This window comes from Shewanella psychropiezotolerans (assembly GCF_007197555.1).
In the GTDB taxonomy this organism is placed as follows: domain Bacteria; phylum Pseudomonadota; class Gammaproteobacteria; order Enterobacterales; family Shewanellaceae; genus Shewanella; species Shewanella psychropiezotolerans.
The window spans coordinates 3,880,566-3,893,131 of record NZ_CP041614.1; the positions used below are offsets into that span (position 1 = coordinate 3,880,566).

Annotated in this window: 19 protein-coding genes; 15 read left to right on the plus strand and 4 right to left on the minus strand. The window is 40.8% G+C overall.

Translation table 11 applies throughout. The features are described 5' to 3' along the window. Positions 1 to 90: 90 nt before the first annotated feature. The 13 genes from FM037_RS17240 to FM037_RS17305 all read left to right on the plus strand — a co-directional run bounded on the left by FM037_RS17240 (position 91) and on the right by FM037_RS17305 (position 8,456). Complete coding sequence (locus FM037_RS17240; protein ID WP_144046992.1) at positions 91 to 360, plus strand: hypothetical protein; 270 nt, start codon at positions 91 to 93, stop codon at positions 358 to 360. A gap of 134 nt (positions 361 to 494) precedes the next feature. Continuing rightward, positions 495 to 734: an Imm32 family immunity protein gene (locus FM037_RS17245; RefSeq protein ID WP_144046993.1), complete on the plus strand. Its 240-nt coding sequence runs from the start codon at positions 495 to 497 to the stop codon at positions 732 to 734. 98 nt (positions 735 to 832) lie between these two features. Further along, positions 833 to 1,096 (plus strand): hypothetical protein, encoded by a 264-nt coding sequence (locus FM037_RS17250; RefSeq protein ID WP_144046994.1) that lies wholly within the window; start codon positions 833 to 835, stop codon positions 1,094 to 1,096. A gap of 107 nt (positions 1,097 to 1,203) precedes the next feature. After that, positions 1,204 to 1,662, plus strand: coding sequence for a hypothetical protein (locus FM037_RS29595; protein ID WP_229380930.1), 459 nt, complete (start codon positions 1,204 to 1,206; stop codon positions 1,660 to 1,662). A gap of 402 nt (positions 1,663 to 2,064) precedes the next feature. Next, on the plus strand, positions 2,065 to 2,499 hold the full coding sequence (locus FM037_RS17265; RefSeq protein WP_221937422.1) for a GNAT family N-acetyltransferase: 435 nt from the start codon (positions 2,065 to 2,067) through the stop codon (positions 2,497 to 2,499). 79 nt (positions 2,500 to 2,578) lie between these two features. Beyond that, on the plus strand, positions 2,579 to 3,091 hold the full coding sequence (locus FM037_RS17270) for a CbrC family protein (protein WP_144046996.1): 513 nt from the start codon (positions 2,579 to 2,581) through the stop codon (positions 3,089 to 3,091). A 170-nt stretch (positions 3,092 to 3,261) separates the two neighbouring features. Then, positions 3,262 to 3,798, plus strand: coding sequence for a DUF4823 domain-containing protein (locus tag FM037_RS17275; protein WP_144046997.1), 537 nt, complete (start codon positions 3,262 to 3,264; stop codon positions 3,796 to 3,798). Between the two features lie 152 nt (positions 3,799 to 3,950). After that, positions 3,951 to 4,286, plus strand: a complete 336-nt coding sequence (locus tag FM037_RS17280) for a hypothetical protein (protein ID WP_144046998.1) — start codon at positions 3,951 to 3,953, stop codon at positions 4,284 to 4,286. Between the two features lie 117 nt (positions 4,287 to 4,403). Further along, positions 4,404 to 4,835: a WapI family immunity protein gene (locus FM037_RS17285; RefSeq protein ID WP_144046999.1), complete on the plus strand. Its 432-nt coding sequence runs from the start codon at positions 4,404 to 4,406 to the stop codon at positions 4,833 to 4,835. Between the two features lie 410 nt (positions 4,836 to 5,245). Then, positions 5,246 to 5,557, plus strand: coding sequence for a DUF2695 domain-containing protein (locus tag FM037_RS17290; RefSeq protein WP_221937423.1), 312 nt, complete (start codon positions 5,246 to 5,248; stop codon positions 5,555 to 5,557). Positions 5,558 to 5,626: 69 nt separating this feature from the next. Then, positions 5,627 to 5,971, plus strand: a complete 345-nt coding sequence (locus FM037_RS17295; RefSeq protein WP_144047000.1) for a hypothetical protein — start codon at positions 5,627 to 5,629, stop codon at positions 5,969 to 5,971. Positions 5,972 to 6,400: 429 nt separating this feature from the next. Further along, positions 6,401 to 7,978, plus strand: coding sequence for a hypothetical protein (locus tag FM037_RS17300; RefSeq protein WP_144047001.1), 1,578 nt, complete (start codon positions 6,401 to 6,403; stop codon positions 7,976 to 7,978). A gap of 61 nt (positions 7,979 to 8,039) precedes the next feature. Next, positions 8,040 to 8,456, plus strand: coding sequence for a CesT family type III secretion system chaperone (locus tag FM037_RS17305; RefSeq protein ID WP_144047002.1), 417 nt, complete (start codon positions 8,040 to 8,042; stop codon positions 8,454 to 8,456). 70 nt (positions 8,457 to 8,526) lie between these two features. Here the strand turns inward: FM037_RS17305 and FM037_RS17310 are convergent, their stop codons facing one another. Next, positions 8,527 to 9,237 (minus strand): aspartate/glutamate racemase family protein, encoded by a 711-nt coding sequence (locus tag FM037_RS17310; protein WP_144047003.1) that lies wholly within the window; start codon positions 9,235 to 9,237, stop codon positions 8,527 to 8,529. 91 nt (positions 9,238 to 9,328) lie between these two features. Continuing rightward, positions 9,329 to 9,922, minus strand: coding sequence for a TetR/AcrR family transcriptional regulator (locus tag FM037_RS17315; RefSeq protein WP_144047004.1), 594 nt, complete (start codon positions 9,920 to 9,922; stop codon positions 9,329 to 9,331). Positions 9,923 to 10,060: 138 nt separating this feature from the next. Here FM037_RS17315 and FM037_RS17320 point away from each other — a divergent pair, with 138 nt between their 5' ends. Beyond that, positions 10,061 to 10,804 (plus strand): SDR family oxidoreductase, encoded by a 744-nt coding sequence (locus tag FM037_RS17320; RefSeq protein ID WP_152829069.1) that lies wholly within the window; start codon positions 10,061 to 10,063, stop codon positions 10,802 to 10,804. Between the two features lie 89 nt (positions 10,805 to 10,893). On the opposite strand, the gene FM037_RS17325 is transcribed toward FM037_RS17320, so the two are convergent. Further along, on the minus strand, positions 10,894 to 11,316 hold the full coding sequence (locus FM037_RS17325; RefSeq protein WP_144047005.1) for a MarR family winged helix-turn-helix transcriptional regulator: 423 nt from the start codon (positions 11,314 to 11,316) through the stop codon (positions 10,894 to 10,896). An 18-nt stretch (positions 11,317 to 11,334) separates the two neighbouring features. Beyond that, a complete protein-coding gene (locus FM037_RS17330; protein WP_144047006.1) occupies positions 11,335 to 11,955 on the minus strand; it encodes a cytochrome b/b6 domain-containing protein in 621 nt (206 codons plus the stop codon). A 153-nt stretch (positions 11,956 to 12,108) separates the two neighbouring features. On the opposite strand from FM037_RS17330, the gene FM037_RS17335 reads away from it, so the two are divergent. Continuing rightward, complete coding sequence (locus FM037_RS17335) at positions 12,109 to 12,552, plus strand: c-type cytochrome (protein ID WP_144047007.1); 444 nt, start codon at positions 12,109 to 12,111, stop codon at positions 12,550 to 12,552. Positions 12,553 to 12,566: the final 14 nt, after the last annotated feature.

The window sequence follows — 12,566 nt, forward strand, 5'->3', positions numbered from 1 at the left end:
AAAGCACGCGGACTTGGCAAAGCTGTCACCTTTTTTGTTCCAAAAAAACCGCCAACTTCACCAAGCCGGTGTTTGAGGCGTTAACTGTCTATGAGCATGGAAGTATCACAAGTAAATAAATTGGAGCTAGCTGAGAAGCTTGAATCCTATTTGTCTGGAAAAATAGATCATGATGCAATAAAGTCTCATGCTTGGAGTTTATCTGATGCATCGCCCAAAGAACCAAGCGAGACTGAAAAAGTGTTTTGGTCCAGTATATTCACAATCATACATTTAGCAGATGATGAGCACTGGAAAGACGGCTGTACTCAAAGAGATTTAGGTGAGTTATTAATCCAGTTAAAAGGTGGCAATAGCTAGCAATGTGCCAACGGCAACAGTTAACAAGTTTATCAACGAACGCCACTTCGTGGCTGGACAGCCTAATGCGTGGCTTCGCCACAGGCTGCCCGTTATAAAGGCGTTATAGGGCTGATTAGGAAATTGATAGGCTAATGGAAATATACGGATATACGAATGAACAAGTAGCAGCTGGTGTAGACAAACCTTCTTCACTTTCTGAAGTTACGCTAGTTTCAAATGCAGATGATCTTAGAGAAATCGCTAAATTTCTTAACAGTATTGCAGATCAAATAGATGAAGATTCTGATGGCTTTGAACATGAGCATTTATCAAATACTAATGAGACAGTTTCTAAAACTAATATTATTGTGTTTAATGAAGCGGCCCTATAACAATACGCTTAAATGCGTTCCGGCCAAAAAAACGGCCTCCACTGGACGTGCTAGACGCACGCCTTTTAGCTAAAGCGTTAGCAGTCTAATGAGGATTTATGTTATTCATTAAGGAAAACGAAACCACACTTACAATTTGGTGGAAATTGATAGGGTCAACAATTATTTTTGTTGTAGCAGTAGTCGCCGCTCTGACAGGCACACTATACATCCCGTCAAAATATGGATTCCTTACAGCGGAATCTAACCCTTTAACATTTATTGGCTTGGTTATTTTTTTCTTCTGTTTATCGGCATTGTCGTTCTGGCAAGGTGGTTATGGAATATATCAAAAGTACTTTGCAAAGCCGAAGTGCAGCTAACAAGCTGCTAAATTAAGATTCACCAAGGCTGTCATGCCATTTGCTGAGCAAATCGCCCGCCAGCACATGGTTCACTTATTAGCAGGGCGTTATATGTACAAGGAGTTATGGTGAAAAAGTTCTTCAAATATCTAGGTTTCGGTTTTTTAAGTGTTGTTATATTTTTTATTGGAATCGGGGTTGTGACATCAATCAATACAATAGATAAAGAAGTAGTATTCGAACCCTATATTGCTAAAGCAATTCCGAAATTAACCTCATGGGAGCAATCTTCTTATCAAGAGTTAATGTCTGAGGATGGTTTTAACGGAGCAACACCAGAGCAATGGACTTTATATCTTAATCAGTTTTCTAAACTAGGTGAGTTTCAGTCAATTGGAAAAGCAGAGCTTCAAAATTGGAAAACTCTTTCCCCAATTGATAGTCCAAGCGTTACTTATGCTATTTATCAAGTACCAGTTACATTTTCTACTGGTCTTGCTCATGTTCAATTGGCTTTGCAATCATCTGAAGATAAAGTCGAAATTAATAGTATTAAATTCCTATCCGACATTTTAATGCAATAGTACATATAACAAGCTGTTCAAGCGGGACAAATTACAGTTGGCTGGTTTCGCTCCGCTTCACATTTTAGCCAACTACAATTTTCCCCTTAACAGGGCGTTAAATTTATAATGAATACAGAAATCGAAATTAAAGCCTGCGATGAGTGCGGGAGTAATTACAAAGCAAGCTCATCTGAAATGATGTCTTTGTGTCCAGAGTGCTCGCATTACCTATATGATTACGAAAATTGCATTCATGAATTCGAAAATGGTAAGTGTAAAAAGTGTCTCTGGGATGGCTCTGCCTCTAAATACGTTAAGAACCTTAAAAATGGCTGAGGTATTGTGATGTCGCTAGCCCCAAAATTTAACAAGGCGCTCAAGCTTTGGACGTGCTCTGCACGCCGCTTAGCTTGGCGTTAAATGAATAAAACTATGAATCCTGAAATTACAGACTTTCCACTCGAAGCTGATGATGATCTCGTCATAAATAAAACGCGAGAGTACAACCTACAGTTTGTTGAAAAAGATGTTAAACCATTATCTGTATACTTTCGTGACTCAGAAGCCAATATAATCGCAGGGTTAACAGGCAAAACATACTGGAACTGGCTTCATGTCGAGTACTTGTGGGTAAGCGAATCAGAAAGGAAAAGTGGGCTAGGCTCTAAACTTGTGTCCGCAGCCGAAACAGAAGCAATAAAAAGAGGCTGTACAGGGTCAACCTTAGATACCTTTAGCTTTCAAGCTCTAGAATTTTACCAAAAATTAGGTTATTCCATTGCAGGTTCACTTGAAGGCTACTCAGGCAAGCATCAGCGTTACTATCTGGAGAAAAGTCTTGAAAACATCATTTAACAAGGCGCTCAAGCGGGACAAATTAAAGCAGGCCTTTGCCCTAATTTCCCCCTTAGCTTGGCGTTATGAGTAAGCGTATATGAAATTCGAGTACTTTAAATTTCCAGAGAAGTTTGCTTTTCTAATTGATAGCCCGATGCCTTGCTCTCTTTGCGGAGAACGTGGTGTTTGGTTTGATACTGGAGGGTATGCAGGTGTAGAAGACATCGATTGTATTTGTAGCGGTTGTCTTAAATCTGGAAAGTTAATTGAACTTGAGATTGAGCCAAATTTAAATTTCGATGATGGCTCTGAAGCAGCGAAAACAATTACTTATAAAACACCGTCCCTACCGACATGGCAAGATACAACTTGGCCAATAATTGATGGTGAATTTCCTGTTTTTGAATGTATTGCCTCAACACAAGACTTTAAAAATAAAGAAGAGTTTCTAGATTCATTCATCGAGAATGATCAGAAGAAAAAAGATATTGAATGGATTTGGGATGCATTACCGGAGAAAGTGTTAAATAACTACCAAGAAGGTGGTGATTTATCCGTATATTTGTTCATTTTAAATGGTAAAAAATATTGGGTGTGGGATGCTAACTAACACTCATAACAAGGCGCAGCAAGCCGACCTCCGGCAACTGTCACCTTTTGTGCATGGAACCGCACAAAAGGCGCCAGTTACCTCCGGCGGTTGTGCGCGGCGTTATATCGTTTTTTGGGTAACTGTATTGTGTGGTAATATTTAGCCCTAATTCTTATAAGGACACTATTGTGAAAAAATTATTGGTTCTAGGTTTTATTGCTACTCTAGCGGGCTGCGCTGACTCTCATAATTTAAATGTTTCTAATACCGAAGTAGTTAATAAAATATCAGCAAGTTCATCTGTTTATGTCGCATTATCAGAGGATGGACGTTATGGCGAGAAAGACTATAAAGGTTCAGGCGTATTATTAAGTAATGTTATTAAGTCTGGCTTACTCACTAAAATGAACGATATCACTGTTGCTAACGAAGCTGGATCATTTAAAGAATCGATTAAGCTTGCTGAAAGTAATGGTTCAGATTATTTGTTTTACCCAACAATTATGCATTGGGAAGATCGTGCAACGGAATGGTCGGCTAAAGCTGATAAAGTTGAAGTGAAAATTGTAACTTGGGATATTAAAAATAATGTTGAACTAAGCTCGGCGATTATTGATGGTTCAAGCGGACTTGCAACATTGGGTGGCGATCATCCTCAAGACTTATTACCTGAGCCAGTTAACGCGTATATTGATACTCTTTTTTCAGTACCAGTTCAAAATTAAGTACACGATATAACAAATGCATCAATACGATTTGCTACACTCGGCGTTGTCAGTTTGCCTTTAGTTTCAGTGATTAGGCAGTAAAATTCAGCTAAGCCTATATCGTAGCAAACGTGTTATGCAGGCGTTATGTTGCAAAAGGAAAATTCAGGATGAATGATGTAGCAATAGAAGAGAAACAAAACTTTTTAAAAAAACTATTTTCTGGTGGATTTCGATTAGTTGATGTTTTTTGGGCTGGCTTCATTTTAGTTGGTGCAATAATAGGTTTGTGTGTTTCTAAATTGGCAACATTTGAATCAATAATTATCGGTGATTGTTTAAAGTCGGTATATTTTATTTTGATCAGTGTTGCAGTCTGGAAGTCAGCAAGTTTGTATCAAGGGAAAAAAGTTTGGTTAATTTTAGCTAAAATTTCTGCAGTTTTAACCATTACCGCTAGTATTTTTGAGCTTGGTGCATGGGCTATCTACTTATCGTCAAACTAGCAACATAACAAGCCAAGGCAATGGGACAATTTTAAGCTGGCTTCCCGTCGCTACGCACCTAATTTTAGCCAGCTTAAAATTGCCCCTGCTTGGGGCGTTATAAAGCACAAGGAAGGTATGAGTTTATCCATTGGTTGTTCGCAAAATGAACAAATAGAGATCAAAGTAGAACAGTACCTTCACTCTCCCTGCGGCGAGCCTTTTGATGATAACTGGCTTCTTTGCTCTATTAGTGTTTCATTTGGAAACTTTAGTGGTACATTTTCAGCCAGTTTCCAAACCTATGATTTTGTAAAATTCTCAGAAGAAGTACAAAAGCTCTATACATGCCTAAAAGGTACAGCCACATTCGATAGTATCGAAGGGCAGCTTGAATTTAAGTTAACTGGAGATGGAAAAGGCAGGATTGAATTAGAGGGTAATTGCATGGACACTGTAGGTATTGGTAACGAGCTTACTTTCTCAACTGGTTTTGACCAAACATACCTTCGGTCTATTATCTCTGATTTGGACGAGGTTATAGCAAACTACCCTGTACGTACTTTATAACAAGCTGCTAAATCCAGATTCACCAAGGCTGTTATGCCATTTGCTGAGCAAATCGCCCGCCAGCACTCGGTTCACTTATTAGCAGGGCGTTAAATGGCTTAAGTGTTTTGAGCTAGTAAGCCTTTAGCAATATTAATGAGTTTCCTGTAATCTACAGGCATTCAGTCGGCTGTGAATACACCAGCCACAAACAGCATGGAAGTTGTTCAAATTGGTTTCTTGGTAAATACCTGAAACTCTCCAAAGCACTCTTCCTGCATTAATTTTTAACTTGCTAATCCTTGATCAAATAAACACCGAAATGGGGTAGCAAGTAACAATTGCATTAAAGGCAGCCCACGAAAAGACTGTGGGCTTGGACACGCTAACCGAGCGCCCTTTATGGCAAGGCGTTATGTGTCGGAGGTATCGTGACATCTAAGGAAGAGAAGAAGCGACGTGCAGCTCTAGTTGAAGCAATCGTGGCTGAAGATACGAGAAAGGCCATTGATGATATGCCTATTTCATTATCCAACCTAGGAAAGCTTTTCGATTACCTCGATGTAAAGCTAGAAGAAGGCTGCGACCATACACCGAAAATCACTACTGATTTCTTAGCTAGTATCAATCTGAGCTCAGAAAAAATACTACCGTGGCTCCAAGACCAGGGTGGTTATTGTGACTGCGAAATACTGGCAAACGTAGAAGAGGGCTGGGAAAGTGAAATCACAAAAAACACATAACAAAACCAGCCAGAAGGACGCAGTAAACTGCGCCCCTGCTGGTAGGCGTTATGTTTTAGGAGGGAGCCAATGGTAGCTCTATATGTCGTTTGCACAGTTACCTGCTTTTTAGCTACTACAGCTTGCCTATACTTTTATTTGCCCAAGTTAGGTGTAAATCAAGCATTAGGCCAAAGAAGCTCAATTTTAAGTACCCTTATGGTTGGAGTTTCTGTAGTGGCTGCTATAGGTGCGCAGTATTTGAATGAATTAGCCATTATCATAGCCGTTTGTATAACCTTCTTCATCATCAAGTACTATTTAGACATAACCAAAGCAAAAGTGTTTACTCTAATTTTTGGTTTATATATCGTGAATGTGATGGTGGTTAGCGTTACCTTGATGATATTTTTACCTAGTTATCAGCCAACATAACAAGGCCAAGCAAGCCGACTCCGTCAGCTGTCGCGTTTCTTGCAAAACCCACTAATATAACCAAGACATCCAAAATTATTCTCTGTTAGATGGCCTGTACCTACTAGAGTCAGATTGCCTGATAAATTCATTGTTGTATCAATCCGCCCACTTGTTACGCCAAACAATACTCAAATATTCTGTCATGAGTTGATTTCGACTCATGCCCTTGAAAATAAGACATCAAAAAAACCAAACTTCCGTTTGGTTATGCTTGAATAAAATACTTTTGAAATAGGTTACTTTGGGTCTTAATTAATCGCTATCTAGCCATCCATAACACTTTGCGACACAAGTATAAAAAAAACAGACTAATACTGGAAGGTTTCTACTGGATATCAGCGTTACCATTGGTCCTCGACATCAAATGCATACTCCAAGGAGTCGATTATGCCTACTATCTCAGTAACTCCAAGTTCTCATAAAACGATAGAAATATCTTCAAGCGGAAATAGAGATATCGTCTCAAAAAAAGGGCTAATCAAAAGCGCAAAGGCTGCATCGGCAAAATTAGCATCTATAGGCTCTGCTTTAACGCTCCCCACCTGTAAAGACATGCATTTTAATCGCGCAAAAGCAACCCAAAAATCGGCACCACAACACGACGTCACTGATTTTAAATCAGAGTTTATACCACGTCGAAGTGAGGCGAAAAAGCACACCGCCCAAGATACAGAGACTAGCACAACAGCATTGCAAAACTATTATCAACACCAGCATGCCACAGTAAAGCAAGAGTTTGAGTCTCTGTTTAATACCTATGCTAGCTCCAGCACTGAGCATGGTAAATATGCACAAAGTTATGCCAATGATCTATCGATGACATGTGTAGAAGGTCGCTATCAACTCCCTGCCCTACCAAAGACTGTTGCTGAATTTGCCATTATATTCAATCAACTAGCACAGAACCATGCGCCTAATGGATCGTTAGGAAAACTGATTAAGAAGGCACTTGGTAAGAATACCACTCTTGGTCAACTTCTTGATATCAATACAAGTGCAAAACTCGGAGCACTATCACAACTTATCCCGATAACATTAAAAGTGACTCTGAAGCATAAATTATCATCCCCTACAACGACAGAGCCCCCAAAAGTAATAAAACTAGATCCGATCGAAAAGGAAAAATTAGCCACTGAAAAGCAGCGTAAACTTCCTTCTCTGCTGCAGCAATTAGACACTCTGTCCGAGGTTTACTCCTCTTATGTTAAAGAGTTACCCACCGCTGATTCTCAAGCTAGGGGGCTGCAACAATCTTTGCTTGAGGCTGCGAATAAGCTTGATGCCATAGACAAGGATAACGAATTACAACGACAGCCTGAGTTTAGAGGTCGAGGCGCTACGTTTACACAAACAACACCAAATACACACCTAGCCCATAGCGCACTCTTTGACAGCGATAAAATATACAGCCTTGCTGACTTTGATGACATTATTGCCAGTAACCGTGCGATCAAAGAGAAAATTGCAGAATTTGATCGTCATTTATCACAACTAAACCAAAATATTGGGTTTCATGTTGAAAAGCTGCCAAATAAAGCAGAGGTAGCCAATAGTAAAATCTTAGGCATTAACCCGTTAGATATTGATCTTGATAAGGTCATGGACAAACTAAACAATCTAGAAACTCTGCTGTTAAAACCCAAACAAAACTGGAGAAGCCGACTTATTAACTTTTTCCATCCAAAAGGTTTCCAAAGCGAATCTGACCGTCTTACTTTTGAGACCATGGCCATTCATCGGCTCAAAGAGCTGAAAGAGAAAATATCGACATCTTCTGTGGAGATGAAACTGGAAGATTTTTCAACCAAGCCTTGGTTTAAATACCTTGTAGCTAAGCAAATCGAGTCATTACAAACAGCCAGCCAAAGTTACCAATTTGGCCCCTTTAGTATTGCATCACCAGCCAAGAAACAACTGGATGCTTTTTTACGATCAAATGATTGGCCTAAACCGAATGTTGCCTAACATGTAACACCGATAGTTATCTAATAATCACAGGTAAAACTGAATCCGATGAGGTGTCTAGTTGAAATTTGAAACGGTGTTAACAGAGCTTGCTCAATTATGGGGAGTTAATATACCCACCGAGTCAGATGCTATTGAAATCATTGATAATCAAGAGTGTTTATGGGTCCTGGAATGTTCAAAGATGTCAGATACCTTTACTTTGTATACTCACCTTAATATTTCGCTCAATGCCAATGATATTAATTATTGGTTAAGCATGAACATGAAGCGAGACTTATTAGGCAGCAGCTGGATTGGATTAGATGAAGGCACACTTTGCTTGGGTTTATCCTTACCGAAAGATAAACTTGATCACCATGAACTCAATAATATCTTTGAAAATATGTTATTAATCAAAGAGAAGCTGTATTTATTAGCTGCAAGCGATGCAGATGCCCATATCGATCAAGCGTTAATTAATATTCAGTTCATTTAACTTCCGAGCTGTACGTTAGGACGGGGCGGTCAGATTTCGGCCAACAAGCATGCCGGAAAGACTGCATGATTCACTTGGATGCTGATGCTGAACAGAGTGCTTTTTTAACCGCAGCTTCTGAGTGTATAGCCGTCGTATCATACAAGGGAACTTGAGTATCTTCTTGGCCAACTAATAATGCAATCTCGGTACAACCTAAAATCACCGCCTGTGCTCCTTGAACATAAAGACTCTCGATGATCTTCAGGTAGGACAGGCGAGATTGTGGATTCACCTTGCCAAGGCATAGCTCCTCATAGATAACCCGATGAACAATCTCTCTATCTTGAGGCTCTGGCGTTAATACCTCGATACCATACTTATCGGTCAGACGTCCCTTATAAAAGTTCTGCTCCATGGTAAATTTTGTGCCCAATAGCCCAACTGTTTTGATCCCATCCGCAATAAGCTTATGGGCAGTAGCATCGGCGATATGCAGCAAGGGGATCTCAACAGCTTGCTCCACTTTTTCAGCCACCTTGTGCATGGTGTTGGTACAGATCATGAAAAAATCTGCCCCCGCGGCTTCAACAGAGCGCGCAGCTTCGGCCAGTATCTCGGCGGTTTTATCCCACTCGCCTTTATGTTGCAGGCGTTCAATCTCGGCAAAATCGACGCTATAGAGGGCGATTTTTGCCGAATGTAATCCACCGAGTTCACGCTTTATGCCCTGGTTTAATGCCTGATAATAACTGGCCGTAGACTCCCAGCTCATGCCGCCTATCATTCCTATGATTTTCATACTCTCTCCTTGAATAATTGTTCGTCGCTAAAGCAGCCTGAATATAAACTAACAAGCTTGGCCTTATATACCTGCATGTATCACAGTCAAATCACCACACCTTCACGGCGACATGGACGGCCTGAGTGAGGTCATCCAGTGTTTTTCCCGAGCGGGCTAGTACGGCTGAGCCATGAATAAAGGTCATGATGTAATTGACGTTGGCCTCAACATCGAAGCCCAGATCCAGATTGCCTTGAGATTTTTCTTTATTGAAAAATTCGATCAGGAAAACTTGATGAGAGCCTTGGATCTTTAATATGGCATCCATGGCACTCTGGGGCATATCGTGACTGGCAGATTCCGCGGCGCACAGAGAAACAAAACAACCCTTTGGCAGGGAGATATCACAATGCATCTCTACCACAGACAAGAGGTAATTTAACAGACGCTGCTTGATACTGAGATCTTGCTGTTGCAACTTTTCAATATGGGGCGTGGCATATTTAGCTAGATAATGCTCTGTCGCAGTAACAAACAGCTCCTCCTTATTGCCGAACGCCGAGTACAGACTAGGCTTGTTAATCCCCATGCTTAGAGTCAGATCTGTCATGGACGCCCCTACGAAGCCTTTCTGCCAAAATACTAAGGTCGCCTGCTCTAAGGCAGCATCGATATCGAAGTTACGTTTTCTACCGGAAGCCATATCTGCCTCTGCTCACTTATATAAATAAAAATCACCTTGGTTCTTGACAATATTGTACCGATCGGTAAGTATAATTTCAACCGTACCGATCGGTACACAATGAAACCCAATTTAAAAACCATGAAAAGGAAGATAAAGATGAGTTTTGATATAGCGAATAAAGTGGCACTGGTTACTGGTGCGAACCGTGGCATAGGCAAATCTATCGTTGAGTCATTTCTGGCTCACGGCGCGAAGAAAGTCTATCTGGCGGTGCGCGATCTCGATTCGACTAACGAGCTAGTGAAACAGTATGGGGTTAAGGTTTCACCTCTGCTGATCGATGTGTCTAAACCTGAATCTATCGTGGCTGCTGCGAAACTGGCTACAGATATACAAGTGGTTGTGAATAACGCTGGTGTGTTGAAAATTGCCGGACCGCTAGATGAACATGCAGAAGCATCATTAACCGAAGAACTCAACATAAACGCTTTCGGCCTGCTGCGCATAGCTCAGGCATTTACCCCGGTACTCGAGAAGAATGGACCAGGTGCTTTGGTGCAACTCAACTCGGTAGCTTCCATTAAAAACTTTGGCGCGCTCACCACCTATTCAGCCTCGAAAGCGGCTGCATACTCGATTACCCAAGGCTTAAAAGAGAATCTGGCACCGAAAGGAATTACAGTATTGAGTGTCCACCCCGGCCCTATCAATACCGATATGGCGGCGCAAGGTGGCATGACAGAAATAGCCGAGCCCACCAGTGTGGTGGCCGAAGGAATAGTGACCTCCCTAAAAGCTGGAGACTTTCATCTCTTCCCCGATGCCATGGCCAGGGACTTTCAAGGCGCCTATCAAAGCTACGCCGACAACATCATAGAGGCTGATTTATCTGAATCCTGATGAGCGATTAAAATAAAAAGGGTTATTGATGAGTCATTCACTCAACAATAACCCTTATATTTATCTTAGCCCGATATGTGCAGAGATGGCTAGTTGACCAACTTCTGTAATAGGCGTATCAGTTCTTTCTGTTCACTCGCCTTTAGTGGCGCTAATAACTCTTTATTCACCGCGATAGGGATAGGTAATAACTGGCTCTCTAACGCTCGGCCTTTCTCAGTTAAATAAATCCGAAAACTTCGACGACTATTTGGATCGTTTCTGCGTTCAACCAGAGACAATTTCACCAGTTTATCCAGTGTTCTGGTAGTGGTTGAATTTTCTATCATAGATTTTCTGGCGATCTCACTCTGTGTTATCCCCTCCTCCTCGAACAAACACATTAAAACTGGCCAAAGGGCCAGAGTTAATCCCTGCTTTTTTAGCTGCTCTTCAAACTTTCTTGCAGCCTTATTGGCAATAACATTTGTTAACCATCCAAAGCTGGCTTTACGCTCAAACTTTATACTCATTATTTTCTCACGAACATATTATGACAGTGCAACTATTGCAATGGTAACTAATACCGAAGCAATTAACACTACACATGCGCGTTTATTTGATTCAAAGCTTAATACGACCTGCTCCGCTCGGATTTGTACGCCAATCACCATAGCCCAAAGCAGTGGCTTCGAGCGTAATTTGTAAACGAGAATAGCCATCAAATGTAGGCCTATTACCACAAGTAACAATACCGCTAAGGATGTATGAAATCCGATTAGACTCTCGACGACTCTATCGGTCAGCCAAATATCAGAAAACGGTATTTTTTCTACCAAACCCGCAATCACTAAACCGGTTAAGCACTGGAATAATAAAATAGCCAGCATGAGTATTACCATCCATCCACCGGCCGGATTATGGCCAGGTTTTTCTTGATTCTGCTCGCTAAAATATCTTAATACGGTCTTGGGAGACTGGACAAAATAAGAAAACCGACTGGTGTCACTGCCTATCACTCCCCAGGAAACTCGCCAAATTAGTAGAGTAACTAAACCTAACCCTAAGGAAATATGAACTCCAACACCTTGATAACCTGTTACAAACAATCCAATAATCAGGGCAACTTGAAGCCAGTGATATAGACGTGTAGGTAGATCCCAAACTTTCATTTCACATTCCTTAATACAAATCAATGACAATAATTTACACGACAACAGTTGCGCACGCAATGATTGTCGTGTAAATTGTTGTCCATACCACAGGCATGAAAATACTTGTCTGGATTCAATACAGCAGTTTCAACATATAGAGGAGCCATTAACATGAAATACAGTCTTAGCATCATCATTATCTGTGCAACGCTTTCGCCAAATGCTATTGCTGAAGTGGGAAAATTTGAGCATGAAATAGAAGAGCGTAAAACATCATTTACTCAAATAGAGGATCTCAATGAGCAAATAAAAATAAATCTTAAGAGTGACGATATTCCCTGGCCGGTACTGCAAGCTAATACCGACACCCTGCTTGCAGCATCCTCCTCATTAAGCAACTTATTTCCACAAGGGAGCCATGAAAACAGCAGGGCAAAGCAAAAAATTTGGAACACCCCCGCTAAATTTAAAAATGAATTAGCACTAATGGATAGCCACTTTCGCGCACTCAACAATGCGGTTTTACAAAAAGATACTCATGCAGCAAAGCTTGCATTAAAAAAAGCAAACTCTACATGTAGTAACTGCCATAGAAAATATCGTTCTTGGTGGTAAACACCCAAACCTAC